Below are 17,805 nucleotides of genomic sequence, written 5' to 3'. Positions count from 1 at the left end.
CCCTCATCCCAACAGATAGATCACCGGAAACAGCATGATCCAGACTAGGTCGACCATGTGCCAGAACTGCGCGCCCGCCTCGATATTGCGTGCGTCATCCCGCCAGGACACCAGTAACAGAATGCCGACCCCGGCCAGAACATGGGCCGCGTGAAAACCCGTCAGTAGATAGTAGAACAGGAAAAACGGGTGCGTTTCATAGCTGATCCCCTGAGCTGCCTTGTCGGCATATTCCACGCCCTTGATGATCAGAAACACCACACCCAGCGCGGCCGCCGCGATCAGCGCCAGACGCGCCGCGCCCACACGAGCCGCGTGCCGCCAGCGCAGCGCCTGTGCGGCCAGATAGCCCGATGAGACGAGAACCGCGGTGTTCAGCGCAGCGCCGGTACGGTGCAGATGTGACTGCGCCTCGGCAAAACCCGCCGGGTCGGTCAGACGCACGCCCATAAAGGCGATCATCCCAGCGCCGAACACCAGCAGTTCCGAGACTATCAGAACCCACATCAGCAACTCGCCCGGAAGCTCGTCGATCAGAGAAGCATCGCTCATGCGCCGACCAGTTGGCGATAGATTTGCGGCAAAGCCATCGTCAGGCGGTGCGGGTCAGGGATCACCGCAAAACCGCCCTGCCCGAACATACGCGGGAACCAGCTTTTACCGGTTTTGTCGATGGTGACACCAAAGACCGATTGCCCGGCGCGACGCGCTTCGCGGACGGCCATGCACGTGTCTTCGATACCGTGGCGACCTTCGTAATGGTCCAGATCGTTGGGCTTGCCATCTGTGATAACCAGCAGCAGGCGACGCTTGCGCGACTGCTCCGCCAGATCGGCCGAGCAATGCCGAATGGCCGCACCCAACCGTGTGTAGTGGCCGGGCCGCAACGAGGCGATGCGCTGTTCGACTGTGGTGCCCATCGGCTCATCAAACCGTTTGCACCGCTGCACATAGACGCGCTGGCGTTTCAGCGAACTGAACGCGTGGATGGCAAAATCGTCGCCGCAGGCATTCAGACCCCAGGCAAGCGCGGCAAGCGCCTCACGCTCAATGTCAATCACCGCGCGACCTGTCACCGCGCTTTCGGTCGAGCGGCTGACATCCAGCAGGATCGACACCGCCAGATCGCGTGCCTCGGGCCGGGATTGCTGCCAGATGCGTTCGTTGCCTTCGCCACAGGCACGACGTTCGGTTTCGGCGCGAACGGCGGCCTCGATGTCCAGTTGATCACCGTCCAGATGGCCTCGGGTCATCACGCGCCCCGGGCGCAGGGCCTCGAACTGCCGTTTGACGGCGCGGATGCGGCGGGCGGTGGCCGGGTCTTTGCCGAACGCGGCGGCATCCTCGCGGATGTCGGCATCTGACAACAGAACATTGACGTGGTCCGGCAGGTACCGACCAGTCCGCACGTCCCATTCAGGATAGAGGATACGGCCGGACAAACGCTCGCGATTTACATCCTCGGGGGCGAGGTCCAGATGCAGTTTCAGCTTGGTCGGCGGTGCCTTGGAGATCTGCCCCAACCCGATCTCGTCCTGATCGTCGGCGGCCTTTTTCGCATTGTCGGAATCGTCATCGTCGATGCGCCGATTGATATTCAGGAACTCGGCCCAGCTTAGGATCGCCTCGAATTTATGCAGGATGAAACTGTCACTGCGCGTGGCCTGATCCGATTTTCGGCGGCGGGCGCGGTGAGTTTTCTCTCCGGATTCTTCAGGTGGACCTTCGGTATCGGGGTTTTCGACTTCGTTATGTTCGGAAAAGCCGACGGCCCGCAATTCCGGCCACAGCGGCACCGGGCGGAATGGCTGGTAACCGCGTGGCGCGGAAAGGGGCGCGTCCATCGCGCGCATCTCTTCTGCTTTTGGCGACAGGGGCGCGGGATCGCCCAGCACATGGCGGATCAGTTCCTCTACCGCTGCCTCGGCAGGTGGCAGGCCGGGAATGTCGCGCTGATGCAGCACGCCCTTGCAAAGCTCTGTATAAAGCGGGCGCAGGCCGGGGGCATTGTCGAGCGTCGCGGCCACCATCTTTTGTGCCGCGTTCAGCGCCAGCAGATCAGCGCGCAGCGGATCGGACTCATCAATTCGCGTTCCGGCATGGGCCGCAATAGCCGCCAGCCAGACATAAAGCGCGGCGTTGGCCTCACGCGCGGGAAAGACCGCAAGCCGGTCGGGTAGGCGCAATACCTCGCCGTCAAAGGACGCGCGCGGCATCAGTTCCGCTTCGGCCCCCAGCCGTCGGCGCCAGCTTAGGCGGTGGCGCGAGACCTCGGGTGAGACCGGGCGCAATTCAACGCCCGGACTACCCCCAAGCCCCCGAAAGAGGACGGCCAGCCGCCCCGCGACCTGCGAGAGGTCGACCGCGGCTCCATCGTGCACCTGAGGTGCATCGAGGCGGCTGGCAAGGGTGTGCCACAGTTTCCCGATCGTTTCTTCGGGTTCCCATGGCTCAAAATCGATCCTGACCATCGGCCGGCCTCACCCAAAGACAGCCGTGACAAGATCGAGGAGCCCGCGTTTGATATCCTCGTCATCGGTCAGAGGTTCGATCATCGCGGCAAGGATGGCGCGGTCGGTGGACATGCCCTGTGCTATCAGCGTCGCGGCATAGACGACCAGACGGGTGGAAACGCCTTCCTCAAGATCCTGACCCTTGAGCCCGCGCAGCTTGTTCGCCAACCGGATCAGCGGCTTACAACGCTCCAGCGCCAACCCGCTTTCCTGCGCGACGACTTCTGCCTCCATCTCGGGCGACGGGAAGTCGAATTCCAGCGAGATAAAGCGCTGACGGGTCGAGGGTTTCAGGGTTTTCAGGATATTCTGGTATCCGGGGTTATAGGAGGCGACCAGCATGAAGCCGGGGGCGGCCTCGAGCTCTTCGCCGGTGCGGTCGATGGGCAGGATGCGCCGGTCGTCGGTCAGCGGGTGCAGCACGACGGTGACATCCTTGCGGGCTTCGACCACCTCATCCAGATAGCAGATCGCGCCCTCGCGGACTGCGCGGGTCAGCGGCCCGTCGACCCAGACGGTCTCGCCGCCTTTCAGCAGGTAACGCCCGATCAGGTCAGCGGCCGCCAGATCGTCATGGCAGGCCACAGTGTAAAGCGGCCGACCGAGGCTGGCGGCCATATGGGCCACAAAACGGGTCTTGCCGCAGCCTGTCGGCCCTTTCAGCAGGACCGGCAGGTTGTTGGTATAAGCGGCGGCAAACACGTCGCATTCGTCGCCCTGAGGCAGGTAGAAGGGGGCGCTTGCCGCCCCCGTTCCCAGTTGTAAAGAGCCGTCCATTTCCATCACTCCGCGGGGGTTTCAGCTGCGCCCGGTTCGATGATTTCTTTCCGGGGTACCCAGATCGAGTAGATGAACAGCAGCGCACCGATGACCACAACCAGACCAGAGCCGAAGCGCATCCAGTAGAAGATAGCGATCTGGTCCTGCACATCCATGAAGTAGTCACCGACCACACGTTGCATATGCGTCTGCACGGTGCCGCCGAAGGTCAGCACGAAGGTCATGAAGACCATACCGCTGGTCATCAGCCAGAACGACCCCATGTTCAGAACCTGATTATACGGGTCACGGTTTTTCAGGATCGGCATGGCATAGGTGAAGATCGCCAGGTTGAGGCAGACATAGGCACCGTAGAAAGCCAGGTGGCCGTGGGCTGCAGTGATCTGCGTACCGTGGGTATAGTAGTTCACCCCGTGCAGCGTATGCAGAAAGCCCCAGACACCGGCACCAAAGAAGGCGAGCGTGGCACAGCCCAGCGACCACAGCAGCGCCGCTTTGTTGGGGTGGTCCCGGCGGCCCTTCCAGACCATGACGAAGGCAAAGGCCATCATCGCAAAGAACGGGATCACTTCGAGGCTTGAGAAGATGGACCCGATCCACTGCCAGTACGCAGGCGTACCGATCCAGTAGTAGTGGTGACCCGTGCCAAGGATACCTGAGAACAGCGCGGCGGCGACGATGACATAAAGCCACTTCTCGACGACCTCACGGTCCACGCCCGTCAGCTTCAGCATCAGGTAGGCCAGGATCGAGGCCATGATCAGTTCCCACACGCCTTCGACCCACAGGTGGACGACATACCACCAGTATTGCTTGTCCAAAGACAGGTTGCCCGGGTTGTAAAAGGCGAACAGGAACAGCAATGCCAGACCCCACAGACCCAACAGCAGGATGTTGGTGATGGCGGTTTTCTTACCCTTCAGAACGGTCATCGACACGTTGTAGAGGAAGATCAGTGCGGCCACGACGATGCCCGCCTTGACCCATTTCGGCTGCTCAAGAAACTCGCGCCCCTCCTTGCCCAGCAACCAGTTCCCTTCAAACAGGTTGAACGTGTAGGTCAGCACCACGCCGAGCGTGCCGACCACGAGAATGATCAGCTGCAGATAGGCCAGCTTGGTCGAGTGGATCTCGCGCTCGGCCTCTTCCGGGATCAGGAAGTACGCGGCGCCGAAGAAGCCAAGGATCAGCCAGACGATCAGCGCATTGGTGTGCAGCATCCGCACGATATTGAACGGCAGCAGTTCGCTGACGAAATTGGGGGACACATAGATCCAGCCTGCCAGCAGACCGCCCAGCACCTGGATCGCGAACAGCGCCATAGCTACCGCAAAGTAGGCATAGGCGATTTTTTGGGATTCGTATTTCATTGCTCCGTTCCCTTCTCAGCCCGCCTCGTTGGGCGGCCAGTCCTGAGCGTCGATATTGTCCGTCCAGATCAGAAAGTTGGTCAGGTCGCGGATTTCTTCGTCGCTGAGGTTGAAATTGGGCATCTGCCGGCGACCGGGAATGCCGGTCGGTTGCGCCTCCATCCAGCCCTTGAGGGCTTCGTAGGCGGATTCCGGGTCGTCCAGCACGCCCCAACGGGTCATCACGTTGCCGACTTCGGGAGCAAAGTATGCGCCTTCACCCAGAATCGTATGGCAGTTGATACAGGCGTGTTTTTCCCAGACGTGTTTGCCCCGCACCACGCTGTCATCGAGTTTCGCCGCATTTTCGGAATTCACGATATACAGGTGGGAATGGGCCGACAGGGCCAGGAATATGAGGATAAAGAACAGTGACCCGCCATAAAAAATGTTGCGAGCCATGCTCTTGGTCATGACTTCTCGCATTGCGCTCTCCTTTGCGCAGATTAGCTTGCCGGGTCAGCATGGCGGCCGCTGCGCGGCACTGCCTTAACGAAAGTCAAGACGGGCCAAGCGAAGTCATTTCACCCGGCGCGGGGTGCCCGCGGTCCGGTCAGCGCGGGCCACATGGCGATCAGATAGAGGGCAAAGGCGCCAATCCACAGACCATCCGACACCAGCATCGCCACCAGATAGCCCGCGTTCAGGTCCGCGCCGATCCAGCGCGACAGGGCTGCAATGGCCATCAGCCCATAAGCCACGACCATCGGCCCCGGCGCCACCAGCGCGCGGCCGCTGTGACCGAGCGCGGCGCGGCTCATAACCGCAAGGGTCATACCGCCCACGCAGCCAATACCCAGAACATGCAGGGCGGCGACCTCGTTGCCATAGCCGACCACCGCCAGCCCCCACAGAACCAGGCCCAGCGCCAGCATGCCCAGACCCAGATGCAGCGCGAGCAGGATCGGCTGCCGCAACGCCCAGCGCGCGCGCCAGCGGGCCATGCGCAGAACCTGCAGAATGCCCAGTATCAGCGCCGCCATCCCGGCGGCCGGGTTCATTCCCAGAACCAGTATGATCAGCGGCAGGGCCAGGGCCAGAACCATGCCCGCCTTGTCCAGCGGGGCCACTGAGACAGGCCAATCCGCCTCGGGCACTCCGGCGCGCTTCATGGCATTGCGGGTAAAGGCCGGCGTGATCCGCCCGCCCAGAATGGCGATCATCGCACAAAGCGTCAGCAGCCCGGCGCGCAGCCCCGTCTGCAATGTGTCATCCGTGACCCCCATCCATTCCAAATGGGTCAGCAGGTCGGCAACCCAAATGGATGTCAGCAGCAACAGGAAAATCATGTTCTGCGGTTTCGGGCGGCGGATCAGTTGAGTGGCAATCTTGGCGGCCAGAATCGGCACAAAGGCTAGATCGATCACAGCCACCAGAAGCGGCGGCAACATTCCCGAAAACCACATCGCCATCCGCCCCGCCAACCACAGACCGGCGGCCAGAGCTATGAATCTCGCGCGCGCGTCCGGCGCGCCGGTCCAGTTCGGTACGGCAGTCAGAAAGAACCCGCCCAGCGCGGCGGTGGCATACCCAAAGATCATCTCATGCGCATGCCACATGGGCGGTGCCATGCCATAATCCGGGGTTATGTAGGGCACCGTCAGCCACAGCCCCCAGACCAGCCCGACAAACAGGCCGTAAAGTCCCGCGGACAGGAAGAAAACACGAAACCCCTCACCAAAAATCCGGGTGATGACTGCGGCCATGGCTGCTCTCCTTACCGTTTCCTCTGCCCTAGCAACCCGGATGCGCCCGCGACTTAACCAAAATCAAACCGACTGGAAAATATGACCCTGAAACACAGATTTTCCGCCCGGTTTTTCAGCGTTTTTTTTCCCGCCCGTGCCGCGATTTGCACCCCCTGTGTTGACTTTGGTCAAGGAGCATCCCGCGGCGATGTCTCACCCTCGCAAGTGCCTCACCACGCAAATGGAGAGTGATCATGTCACTTGGAATCAGCTACAACAAAACCGGCCGCGCCTTTGGGGTCGGTTTGGCGATGTTGCTGGGCAGCGTCGCCGCACCAGCCCTCGCCGAAGAGCCAACCCTCAGCAAGGAAGCCTTTGAATCCTCGAAACAACTGTACTTTGAACGCTGCGCCGGCTGTCACGGTGTGCTGCGCAAAGGGGCGACCGGCAAAAGCCTTGAACCCTTGGTGGAAACCAAGAATGCCGATGGAACCGTAACCGAGTCCGGCACTCTGAAACTGGGACAGGAACGGCTTGAAAAAATTATCGCCTGGGGGACCGAAGGCGGGATGAACAACTTCTCGGACGTGATGTCCGAGGACGAGATCCGCGATATGGCGACCTACATCCAGATGGAACCGCCGACACCGCCGGAAATGTCGCTTGAGCAGATGATGGCGACCCGCAAGGTCTATGTCGAACCCGAAGATTACCCGACCGAGCCGCTGCATGGCCGCAACTGGGAAAACTTCTTCGTGGTCATCGAGCGTGACGTGGGCAAGGTGGCCGTGATCGACGGCGACACCAAGGAAGTGCTGGCGCATATCCCGACAGGCTACGCCGTGCACGTTCTGAAAGCGTCCGAGCACCACAAGCTGGAAGAGCCGGAAAACCCGGGCCGCTTCTGGTACACCATGGGCCGTGACGGCAAGATGACCAAGATCGACCTGTGGCAGGACCCCGAGAACATGCTGGTTGCCGAGGTCACCATTGGCTATGACGCCCGCGATGTGGCCGTATCGGGTGACGGCAAATACGTGATTGGTGGGGCCTATTGGCCGCCGCATTTCGCCATCGTCGACGCCGAAACCATGGAGCCGAAAAAGGTCGTCTCGACCCGGGGCTACAATGTGGATGGGGACTATGTGGAGGAGGCCCGCGTGGCCGCCATCTACACCACCCCGAACGAACCCACTTGGATCGTGGCCGTCAAGGAACTGGGTCAGCTCTGGCAGGTGGACTATTCCGACCTGGACAACCTGCGGATCGACAAGATCGACAGCGCCAAATTCCTGCATGACGGGTTCTTCGATCCGACCGGCCGCTACTTCCAGATCGCCGCAAACGCGTCGAACAAGATGGTCGTGGTCGATACCGAGACCCATAAGCTGGAAGCTCTGATCGACACCGCGCCGCTGCCGCACCCCGGCCCGGGCGCCAACTGGGATGACCCGAATTGCGGCCCGGTTGCCGGTACAACCCACCTGGGTGAAGGCACGGTCACCGTTTGGGGCAACGACCCCGAAGGTCGCCCGGACGACGCCTGGAAGGTCTGCTATGAGGTGGAAACCGACGGACCCGGTCTGTTCATCCGGACACACCCGGAATCGGATTACATCTGGGCCGACCAGACCAAGCACCCCGAGCCTGAGATTCAGCAATCGGTGCAGGTCATCGACAAGGCAACCGGTGAGATCGTGAAAACGATCCAGATCACCGAAGAGGAAGGCAACGTCGCCGTCCACTTCGAGTTCAACCAGGACGGTTCCGAGGTCTGGGTTTCCAAGTGGAACCGCTCGACCTCGAAAGAGGCGAATGGTGAGATCGTGATCTTCGACGCCAAGACGCTGGAAGAGATCGGCCGCGTGAAGGGTCTGTTTGCCCCGACCGGCAAGTTCAACGTCTACAACCGGTCGAACCACGTCACCTGACGCAAATTGCACCAACTTCGGAAAGGGCGGGCCCCTCGCCCGCCCTTTCCCCGTTTTCCCCATCAGCCAAACGCGCCGGCCTGACAAGCCGCGCCAGTCAAGACAGCCAAACGGAGCCCGGATATGACCTCCGAACCGGATAAAAAACCACCAATCTGGCGCCGGTATTTCCTGTGGGGAATGCCCGTGGCCGGCATTGCCGCGGCCTTTGCAGGCGGCATCATCTTCTGGGGCGGATTCAACACCGCCATGGAAGCCACCAACACCAAGGAATTCTGCATCTCGTGCCACGAGATGCGCGATTTCGTCTTCGAGGAATACACCGGCACGATCCACGACGTGAACCGGTCCGGCGTGGGCGCGGTCTGTTCCGATTGCCACGTGCCCAAGGACTGGACCCACAAGATGATCCGCAAGATCAAGGCGTCCAAAGAGCTCTATGGCAAGATGGTCGGATCCATCAACACGCGTGAGAAATTCGAAGCCAAGCGCGTGCATCTGGCCATGAACGAGTGGGAACGGATGAAAGCCACCGACTCGCGTGAATGCCGCAACTGCCACGATTTCGAATCGATGATGCCCGAGTTTCAGAAACCCCGCGCGCGCCAGCAGCACCTGAACGCAATGACGGTTGGCCAGACCTGTATTGACTGCCACAAGGGGATTGCACACTCGGATGCGCGTGACCGGGCCGACGAAGAGTACCTGGAAAAGCTCGAAGCCCCGAATCCGGCCTTTATCCGTGAAATCCCGGCCGAATACATGGCTAGCCTTGAACGGATCGAAGCCAAGGAAGCCGCCGAGGCCGAAGCTGAGAAAGCCGCCCGCGCGGCTCAGCAAGAGGCCGTGCAGGCCCAGATCGCGGCCGCTGTTGACGCCGCCGTTGCTGAAGAACGTGCCAAGGCCGCTGGCGAAGAATCCGCCGCACCTGCGGGTGGCGGAGGCAGCGATGTCGGTGCGGATATCGATTGGAACGCCGTTGCCAGCGCCGATCTTAAACTGTTCTACCCCGGGCAGGCTTCGTTTGAGTGGGTCCAGAACGGTAAATTGCATGGCGGGGCCCGTCCGCTGACCAAGGGGGGCGACCAATGCACCACCTGCCATGCCAAGGAACTGGACACGATCGGCAACAAGATCGTTGCGGGTGGTGATCTTGAGCCCACCCCGATCCCCGGCAAACGCGGTGTCATCGACGCAACCGTTCAGGCGGCGCATGATGACGAGAACCTGTACATCCGTCTGCAATGGCCGGATGCGGGCCATAACCCTGCCCCGTTTGTCGATGGTGGCAAGATGGACCCCGACAACCAGATCAAGGTTGCCATGATGATCACCGGCACCGGGATCGAGATGGGTGATCAGGTGGGCTGCTGGGCTTCGTGCCACGCCGACAACAGCTATATGCCCTTTGATCCGGGCGCCGACGCGATTGCCGCCAATGGCGATTTCACCGGCCGCATGGCAGCTCAGGACACGGTGACCAAATATATCAGTGAAAGCCGTACTGAGATTGAAACCCGTGGTCGCCGCGGTAAGCCGCTGGGTGGCTGGGACAAGCTGCAGGCTGCCGAGCAGATCGAGCAGTACCTGGCCGACGGCACCTATCTGGACCTGATGCGCGTCTATGCCGATGGCAGCGCCACCAACGGCTATCTGCTGGAACAGCGCGTGGTGAATGACGGTGAGATTGCCGCCTCGGCCAGCCTGTCCGGCGGTATGTGGACCGTGGTCTTTACCCGGCCACTGAACTCCGGCGCGCCCGGTGATGTGCCGTTGGAGCCGGGCCGAACCTACACCGTCGGCTTCGCCATCCACGACGACTTTGCCGCCGCGCGGTTCCACCATGTGACGCTGGACACCAGCCTGGCGCTGGATGACGACGCGGCCTTTATCAACGTGGTGAAACAGTAACGGAGGGGGCCGGATGATCCGGCCCTCACCCTTTTCGGAACGGAGATTTGGACGATGAAACCCCACCGCCTTCTTCCTGTCCTGCTTTTACTGGCAGCCCCGGCATGGGCAGATGATGCCGCCGAGATTTGCGCCGAAGCCGAGGCACGTTATGTCGAGCTGTTCGGTCAGCCATCCTCGGCCGTAGAGGACGCCGAAGTGGTGCTCATGTACAAATACAATTTCTGCCCGTTCGAGCTGACCGTGAAGGCCGGCACTACGGTCCGCTGGGTAAATGTCGACAAACGCACCAGCCATTCGGTCCTGTTGAAAGACGGCAGCGAACCCGAAAGCGACCGGCTGTTCCCCGAAGAAACGGTTGATCTGACCTTCCTTACACCCGGTCCGCAGGACTATCTGTGCGGGCCGCATTGGGAAACGCAGAACATGATCGGAATGATCACCGTCGAACCCTGAGCCGGGGCAGGACATACAGGCAGGACAAAGGGGCGCGGGGCAAATCCCGCGCTCCTTAACTTATGTCAAGGAGGTTGATTTGCGATTGCGCCAACCTGCCCCCATGACACGCCCGGTTCACCCAGCAACGTCCTGTAATCGCGCCGGATTTGTACCGCGGGCCCGGGTTCCGAAAGCATTCAGAACAAGCGAGTTTGCAAGATGAGCGGTAAGGTTTTCCTGATTGGTGCCGGCCCCGGCGACCCCGAGCTGATGACCCTGCGCGCCCTGCGCATGCTGCAGGAAGCCGATGTGGTGGTTTATGACCGGCTGGTCTCGGATGACATCCTCGCCATGCATGCGGAAAACGCGCGGCTGATCCCGGTTGGCAAGGCTCCGAAATGCCACACCGTTCCGCAGGACCGGATCAACGAGATTTTACTGGAAGAGGCATGCGCCGGTCACACCGTGGCGCGTCTTAAAGGTGGCGATCCGATGATCTTTGGCCGCGGCTCGGAAGAAGCCGCCTATCTGACGGATCGGGGAATCGCCGTCGAATACGCGCCGGGGATCACCGCCGCGCAAGGCGCATCCTGTTCCACCGGCGTGCCGCTGACCCATCGCGGACTCGCGACATCGGTCCAATATGTCACCGGCCATCGTCAGGCCGACAAGGTTCTGGATCTGGACTGGAAGCGTCTGGCCGACCCGGAGTCGACCCTCGTGGTCTATATGGGCGTGGCCAATATCGGCCAGATCGCCATGGGGCTGATGACCGAGAACCTGCCCGGCGCGACCCCGGTACTGGCGGTCGGAAACGCCACCACACCGGACGAGCGGCGGGTTGTCTCACGGCTCGACCAACTGGCGGCCGATGTGCGCGAGGCCGGGTTGAAGGCACCCACATTATTCATCATCGGGCAGGTCGTCTCGCTCTACGCAGAACGGCCTGTTGCAGAACTTTTGGAGCAGGCGCATGGCTAGCGTCACACACACATACAGTGGGCGGCCGGGCTGGACCGTGCATGCGGTTCTGACAACCGCCGTGCTGGTGGCCACGTCGGCCTTTGCCGCAGACGCCATCGACCCCGGTGCCCTGAAACGCCTTGTGCATCAGGACTGCGGTTCCTGCCACGGGCTCTCGCTGAAGGGCGGGCTTGGCCCGGATTTGCGATCGCAATCCCTGCAGCATTACGACCCTGACATCCTGACCGGTGTGATCCTCGACGGCATTCCCGACACGGCGATGCCCCCGTGGCGACCGCTGATCAGCGAAGAAGAGGCCGAGTGGATTGCCCGTTACCTGCTGGAACAGGAGGCAAAATGAAACAGATCGTTCTTGGCCTTGCGGCCGCATTGATGATGACAACGGCTAGCGCTGAACCTACCGCAACCGGGGATCTGGGGCTGGTGATCGAACGGGCCACGGGCTCGGTCCTGCTGATCGACCAGTCCGACCGGGCGGCACTGGCGCGGATCGAAGGGCTGGGCGATCTGTCCCATGCCTCGCTGGTTTATTCGCCGGATGAACGTTTTGCCTATGTGTTCGGGCGCGATGGCGGGCTGACCAAGGTGGACATCGTCACCCGCCAGATCGCGGGGCGCGTGGTACAGGCCGGTAACGCCATCGGTGGCGCGATTTCGGACGATGGCAAGCTGGTTGCGGTGTCGAATTATGAACCCGGCGGCGTTCGGGTGTTCGATGCCGAAACGCTTGAGATGGTTGCAGACATCCCCACGGGCGGAAAAACCATCGGTCTGGTCGACGCGCCCGGCCGCAGGTTCGTGTTCACCATGTGGGACTCGGGTGAAACCTGGATTGCCGATTTCGCCGCGGGCGCGCCCGAGATCACGAAAATTCCCGACATGGGCAAAAACCCCTATGACGCGTTGATCACCGCCAATGGCCGCACCTATATCACCGGGTTGTTTGGCGAGGACGGTCTGACCGCGCTGGACCTTTGGTCCGACAGCCCTGAACCGATCCGGGTGTTGCCCGATTACGGCCGTGGGCAAGAAGAGATGCCCGTCTACAAAATGCCTCACCTTGAAGGCTGGGCGCTGACCGGGCGCGAGTTTGTCCTGCCCGCCGTCGGCCATCACGAGGTTCTGTGGATCGACGCCGACGCGCTGCACGAAACCGGGCGCACCAAAACCCATGGCCAGCCGGTCTTTGCCATGGCCCGACCTGATGGGCGGCAGGTCTGGGTGAATTTCGCCCATCCGCTGAACGACACGATTCAGGTGATCGATTCAGTGACCAAACAAGTCATCCACGAATTCAAACCCGGCCCCGCCGTACTGCATATGGAGTTCACGCCCCGTGGGCATGAGGTCTGGATCAGCGTGCGCGATGCCGGAAAGGTTATGATTTACGACACGCAAACATTTGAAAAATTGCGCGAAATCGAAGCGGACAGCCCATCCGGCATCTTCTTTACCGCTCGGGCGCACAGAACGGGGCTGTAACAGATGGACCATATTACCGATCCGATTGACCGCCGGTTGCTGGATGAATTCCAGCGCGACTTTCCTGTCATCGAACGCCCCTTTCAATCGCTGGCCGACGCGCTGGGTCTTGACGAGGCCGAAGTTCTGGACCGCCTGAACCGAATGCGCTCCACGGGTCGCATCACCCGCGTCGGCGCAACAATTGCACCCGGCGCAGTTTCGGCCAGCACTCTGGCCGCGGTCGCCGCCCCGGATGCGCGTGTGGAAGAGGTCGCGGCCCTGATCGACGCCGAACCGGGTGTGAACCACAATTATCAGCGCGAGGACAACTGGAACCTCTGGTTCGTTGCCACCGGCCCCGACCGTGCGCATGTGGACGACACGCTGGCCCGGATCGGACAGCGGACGGGCCTGCAGGTTCTGGACCTGCGCCTTGTGCGCCCGTTCAACGTTGATCTGGGTTTTCGCATGTCTGGCCAGGCCCACAATATACCCAAGCCGCGCCGGATCGACCGTTCCGCAATGCAGGACGGCGACCGCGCGTTGCTGCAGGCGCTTAGTTCGGGCCTGCCTTTGGTTGCGGATCCCTATGCTGCGCTCGCCCGGTCTCTGGACCGCGACCCGCAGGATGTGATGGTGCGGATTCAGGTCCTGCACGGCGCTGGCATCATCTCGCGTCTGGGGGTCATCGTGCGGCACCGCGCGCTTGGTTGGTCCGCCAACGCGATGGTGGTCTGGGACATGCCGCCCGAGCAGGTGGACCGGGCCGGGCCCGCGCTGGCCGCCTATCCCGGCGTTACGCTGTGCTACGAACGCCGTCCGATCGCGGATATCTGGCCCTATCGCCTGTATTCGATGATACACGCACGTTCGCGCAACGAGGCGCGGCAGGTACTTGCCGGCGCTGCAGCCCTGCCCGAATTGTTCGGCGCACAGCACAAGGTGTTGTTCTCGACCCGTTGTTTCAAACAGACCGGCGCGCTGATCCAGCCAAAGGAGGCCGCCGCATGACACCGGATGCAACTGACCGCGCAATCCTGAACCGGATGCAGGATGATCTGCCGCTGACCCCCCATCCTTATGGCGCTGTTGCTGATGAGCTTGGCATCTCAGAAAGCGAGTTGCTGCATCGCCTGACCCGGATGAAAGACAGCCGTGTCATCACGCGCTTTGGCCCGTTTTTCGACGCCGCCGCCATGGGGGGCGCCTTCTGCCTGTGCGCCATGGCGGTTCCGGCCGGGAAATTCGAAACCGTCCTGACCAAAGTCAATGCGCACCCCGAGGTTGCCCATAATTATGAGCGTACGCACCGGCTGAACATGTGGTTCGTGCTGGCCACAGAAACGCCCGAGGGGATCGAGGCCACCGCCGATGCCATCGAACGGGAAACGGGGATCGCAATCCTCCGTTTCCCCAAATTGCAGGAATTTTTCATCGGTTTCCGGGTGGCGGCATGATCGACAACACTGACAGACAGATCATTGAGGCGCTTCAGGGCGGATTACCGCTTGTGCCAGCGCCTTATGCGCAGGTTGCCGAAACTCTGGGCATGGATCAGGACACCCTGTTGCACCGCCTTGCCGGGTTGAAATCGCGGGGTGTGATCCGCCGCATCGCTGCTGCGCCAAACCATTACAAGCTGGGCATGACTGCCAACGGCATGACTGTCTGGGATGTCGATGACGACCGCATCGCCGAACTGGGCGCACAAATCGGGGCACTGCCCTTTGTGACGCATTGCTATGAGCGTCCCCGCGCCCTGCCCGGCTGGCCCTATAACCTGTTCGCCATGGTCCACGGCTCGGACCGGGGTGAGGTCGAGGAAAAGCGCGCCGAAATCACGGCCATTCTGGGCGACGCCTGTCGGGCCAAAGACATCCTGTATTCCACGCGCATCCTGAAAAAGACCGGGCTGCGCCTGAAAGCGAAAGGCTGAGACCATGTTCCGCCTGACCGAATATATGCACCAACTGGTCAATCCGACCCCGGTGCGCAAACGCCGCCCCGGCCCTGTAAAGCCGGTGGTGATCTGGAACCTGACGCGGCGCTGCAATCTGAAATGCCGCCATTGCTACACCGTCTCGGCGGATGTTGCGTTCCCGGGCGAGCTCAGTCACGAGCAAGCCGTGGTAACCCTTGAGGATCTGGGCCAATTTCGCGTCCCGGCCCTGATCCTCTCGGGTGGGGAACCGCTGGACCGGTTCGATTTCTTTGATATTGCCAAGCGGGCCCGCGATCTGGTGCCGATGCTGGCGCTGTCGACCAACGGCACACGGATTTACGACGAAACCGCCGACATGATCGCCGATGTAGGGTTCAGCTATGTCGGTATCTCGCTGGACGGGATCGGGGCCACGAATGACTGGTTCCGGGGTGTCGAAGGTGCCTTTGCCGATGCCCTGCGCGGCGTGAGAGAATGCAAGAAACGCGGTATCAAGGTTGGTCTGCGGTTCTGCCTGACCGAAGGCACGCAACACCACCTGCCCGACTTGCTGCAACTGTGCGACGACGAAGGCGTCGACAAGTTCTATCTGTCCCACCTCGTTTATGCCGGGCGTGGCGACAAGAACCGGGGCGAGGACGCCGAACATCTGCGCACCCGCAAGGGGCTGGATCTGTTGTTGGAACGCGCGTGGGAAGCCGCCTCGGGCGGGCGCCCGCTGGATATCGTGACCGGCAACAATGACGCCGATGCAGGGTATTTCCTGAACTGGGTCCGCGCGCGTTTCGACGACGAAAAAGAAGCCCATGTGCGTGAACACCTGGCGGCGTGGGGCGGCAACTCCAGCGGTTTGGGTGTCGCCAATATCGACAACCTGGGCCGGGTCCACCCCGATACCTACTGGTCGGACTACACGGTCGGCAATGTGACGACCAAGCCGTTTTCCGAGCTTTGGACCAGCGATGATCCGATGCTCGCAATGCTGCGCACCCGCCCGCGCCCGCTCAAGGGGCGTTGCGGAGCCTGTCAGCTGAAAGACGTCTGTGGCGGCAATACCCGCATCCGCGCCTTGCAACTGACCGGAGATCCCTGGGCCGAAGACCCGGCCTGCTACCTCTCTAATCAAGAAATCGGCGTCGAGGATGCGGGCGAACGCCTGCAGGTGACACCGTTCCGGGGGAAACGTCATGATCCGGCACATCAGTTCTTTTGACACTTTGAAAATCGGCACATTCTGTTCGCTGCTGCTGGCTGGTACCGCCTGGGCTGACGCGCCATCGGACTATGCAGAACATTGCGCATCCTGCCACGGTGCAAACCGCCTGGGCGGGGTTGGCCCGGCCCTGATCCCCGAGACTTTGAAACGGATGCGCGGCCCTCGCGTGGCCGCGGTGATTGCCGAAGGCCGCATTGCGACGCAAATGCCTGCGTTTTCGCAGGAACTCGATGCGTTGCAGATCGAAGAACTGGCCGGCTGGCTGAAATCTCCGCTGGAAACCAATCCGGAATGGGGTGAAGCCGAGATTTTGGCCAGCCGTATTCTCGACGACGATTACGTGCCGGTGGACGCGCCTGTCTGGCCCAGCGACCCGATGAACATCACGCTGGCGGTTGAGACCGGCGATCACCATGTCAGCGTTCTGGACGGTGATACGTTCGAGGTTCTGGACCGGTTCGAGACACCCTTCGCCGTGCATGGCGGGCCAAAGTTCAGCCCCGATGGCCGCTATGTTTTCATCATGTCCCGCGATGGCTGGGTCCAGAAATACGACATCTGGGCACTGAAACAGGTAGGCCGCGTGCGCGCGGGACTAAACAGCCGCAATATCGCCATGTCAGGTGACGGCAAATGGGTGGCGGTGGCGAATTACCTGCCCAACAGCCTGACCCTTCTGTCGACCGGGGACCTCTCGGTTGCCAAAGTCATCGACATCAAAAGCAAAAAGGGTAATCCCAGCCGTGTGTCCGCAGTTTATCAGGCCCCACCGCGCGAAAGCTTTGTACTGGCCCTGAAAGACGTCCCGGAAATCTGGGAGGTTTTCTACGGCGCCAACCCGCCGCAATTCGGCATCGGTCACGATTTCCGCATCGAGGGACAGTTCAAGAACCCCGACCCCTTTCCGGTGCGCAAGATAACCACGCCCGACTATCTGGACGATTTCTTTTTCGACCAAAGCTATGAATACGTCATGGGCGCGTCCCGAGACGGCAAGGGGGGTCAGGTAATCGACCTTGTCATCGGTCAGAAAGTGGCCGATCTGGACTTGCCGGGGATGCCGCATCTGGGGTCAGGCATTACGTGGAAACATGGTGATACAACCGTGATGGCCACGCCGCATCTGACCGATGGCACCGTGTCGGTGATCGACATGGAAACTTGGGAAACGGTCAAACGGATCAAGACCGAAGGGCCGGGCTTTTTCATGCGCAGCCATGAGAATTCGCCTTATGTCTGGGCCGATGTGTTCTTTGGGCCGAACAAGGACGCGATGCATGTGATCGACAAGCAAAGCCTTGAAATCGTGAAAACTCTGCGCCCCGCCCCCGGCAAAACCGTCGCGCATGTGGAATTCACAAAGGACGGCAGTCACGCGCTGGTTTCGATCTGGGAGGATGACGGCGCAGTGATCGTTTATGACGCGCAGACGCTGGAAGAGGTCCGCCGCCTGCCGATGCGCAAACCTTCGGGAAAATACAATGTCTGGAACAAAATCACCTTCTCGGAAGGCACCAGCCACTGAGAGT

17 protein-coding genes are annotated in these 17,805 nt (G+C 61.3%); 11 read left to right on the top strand and 6 right to left on the bottom strand.

Annotated features, from left to right (window positions below):
• Positions 1-3 precede the first annotated feature (3 nt).
• The 6 genes from ACR0D8_RS00370 to ACR0D8_RS00345 all read right to left on the bottom strand — a co-directional run bounded on the left by ACR0D8_RS00370 (position 4) and on the right by ACR0D8_RS00345 (position 6,408).
• Positions 4-552: a cytochrome c oxidase subunit 3 gene (locus ACR0D8_RS00370; RefSeq protein ID WP_480643885.1), complete on the bottom strand. Its 549-nt coding sequence runs from the start codon at positions 550-552 to the stop codon at positions 4-6.
• On the bottom strand, positions 549-2,471 hold the full coding sequence (locus ACR0D8_RS00365) for a nitric oxide reductase activation protein NorD (RefSeq protein WP_480643883.1): 1,923 nt from the start codon (positions 2,469-2,471) through the stop codon (positions 549-551). The genes ACR0D8_RS00370 and ACR0D8_RS00365 overlap by 4 nt, the downstream gene beginning before the upstream one ends.
• A gap of 9 nt (positions 2,472-2,480) precedes the next feature.
• Positions 2,481-3,290: an AAA family ATPase gene (locus tag ACR0D8_RS00360; protein ID WP_480643882.1), complete on the bottom strand. Its 810-nt coding sequence runs from the start codon at positions 3,288-3,290 to the stop codon at positions 2,481-2,483.
• Between the two features lie 5 nt (positions 3,291-3,295).
• A complete protein-coding gene (locus tag ACR0D8_RS00355; RefSeq protein ID WP_475163238.1) occupies positions 3,296-4,663 on the bottom strand; it encodes a cbb3-type cytochrome c oxidase subunit I in 1,368 nt (455 codons plus the stop codon).
• Between the two features lie 15 nt (positions 4,664-4,678).
• A complete protein-coding gene (locus ACR0D8_RS00350; RefSeq protein ID WP_480643879.1) occupies positions 4,679-5,128 on the bottom strand; it encodes a c-type cytochrome in 450 nt (149 codons plus the stop codon).
• Positions 5,129-5,226: 98 nt separating this feature from the next.
• Positions 5,227-6,408, bottom strand: coding sequence for an NnrS family protein (locus tag ACR0D8_RS00345; RefSeq protein ID WP_480643878.1), 1,182 nt, complete (start codon positions 6,406-6,408; stop codon positions 5,227-5,229).
• Between the two features lie 236 nt (positions 6,409-6,644).
• On the opposite strand from ACR0D8_RS00345, the gene ACR0D8_RS00340 reads away from it, so the two are divergent.
• The 11 genes from ACR0D8_RS00340 to ACR0D8_RS00290 all read left to right on the top strand — a co-directional run bounded on the left by ACR0D8_RS00340 (position 6,645) and on the right by ACR0D8_RS00290 (position 17,801).
• A complete protein-coding gene (locus tag ACR0D8_RS00340) occupies positions 6,645-8,321 on the top strand; it encodes a cytochrome D1 domain-containing protein (RefSeq protein WP_480643877.1) in 1,677 nt (558 codons plus the stop codon).
• 123 nt (positions 8,322-8,444) lie between these two features.
• Positions 8,445-10,232, top strand: a complete 1,788-nt coding sequence (locus ACR0D8_RS00335) for a NapC/NirT family cytochrome c (protein WP_480643876.1) — start codon at positions 8,445-8,447, stop codon at positions 10,230-10,232.
• A 54-nt stretch (positions 10,233-10,286) separates the two neighbouring features.
• Positions 10,287-10,688: a cupredoxin domain-containing protein gene (locus tag ACR0D8_RS00330; RefSeq protein ID WP_475163250.1), complete on the top strand. Its 402-nt coding sequence runs from the start codon at positions 10,287-10,289 to the stop codon at positions 10,686-10,688.
• Positions 10,689-10,889: 201 nt separating this feature from the next.
• On the top strand, positions 10,890-11,651 hold the full coding sequence (gene cobA / locus ACR0D8_RS00325; RefSeq protein ID WP_480643874.1) for a uroporphyrinogen-III C-methyltransferase: 762 nt from the start codon (positions 10,890-10,892) through the stop codon (positions 11,649-11,651).
• On the top strand, positions 11,644-11,994 hold the full coding sequence (locus ACR0D8_RS00320) for a c-type cytochrome (RefSeq protein ID WP_480643873.1): 351 nt from the start codon (positions 11,644-11,646) through the stop codon (positions 11,992-11,994). The genes cobA and ACR0D8_RS00320 overlap by 8 nt, the downstream gene beginning before the upstream one ends.
• Entirely contained in the window at positions 11,991-13,136 is a 1,146-nt protein-coding gene (locus ACR0D8_RS00315; protein ID WP_480643871.1) for a cytochrome D1 domain-containing protein, read from the top strand. The genes ACR0D8_RS00320 and ACR0D8_RS00315 overlap by 4 nt, the downstream gene beginning before the upstream one ends.
• A gap of 3 nt (positions 13,137-13,139) precedes the next feature.
• The gene (gene ahbB / locus ACR0D8_RS00310) at positions 13,140-14,129 is read left to right on the top strand and encodes a siroheme decarboxylase subunit beta (RefSeq protein WP_480643870.1); all 990 of its coding nucleotides are present in this window, start codon (positions 13,140-13,142) and stop codon (positions 14,127-14,129) included.
• Positions 14,126-14,575, top strand: coding sequence for an Lrp/AsnC family transcriptional regulator (locus ACR0D8_RS00305; RefSeq protein WP_480643868.1), 450 nt, complete (start codon positions 14,126-14,128; stop codon positions 14,573-14,575). The genes ahbB (ACR0D8_RS00310) and ACR0D8_RS00305 overlap by 4 nt, the downstream gene beginning before the upstream one ends.
• On the top strand, positions 14,572-15,054 hold the full coding sequence (ahbB, locus tag ACR0D8_RS00300; protein ID WP_480643866.1) for a siroheme decarboxylase subunit beta: 483 nt from the start codon (positions 14,572-14,574) through the stop codon (positions 15,052-15,054). Before ACR0D8_RS00305 ends, ahbB (ACR0D8_RS00300) begins: the two co-directional genes overlap by 4 nt.
• 4 nt (positions 15,055-15,058) lie before the next feature.
• Positions 15,059-16,273 carry a heme d1 biosynthesis radical SAM protein NirJ gene (gene nirJ / locus ACR0D8_RS00295; RefSeq protein ID WP_480643864.1) on the top strand — a complete coding sequence of 405 codons (1,215 nt, stop codon included), beginning with the start codon at positions 15,059-15,061 and terminating at the stop codon, positions 16,271-16,273.
• Positions 16,248-17,801 carry a cytochrome D1 domain-containing protein gene (locus ACR0D8_RS00290; protein ID WP_480643862.1) on the top strand — a complete coding sequence of 518 codons (1,554 nt, stop codon included), beginning with the start codon at positions 16,248-16,250 and terminating at the stop codon, positions 17,799-17,801. Before nirJ ends, ACR0D8_RS00290 begins: the two co-directional genes overlap by 26 nt.
• Positions 17,802-17,805 lie beyond the last annotated feature (4 nt).

The organism is Ruegeria sp. BG10 (assembly GCF_056538575.1).
Note: the sequence above shows the minus strand (reverse complement) of the source record. Positions and strands in the feature narration are given on the sequence as shown.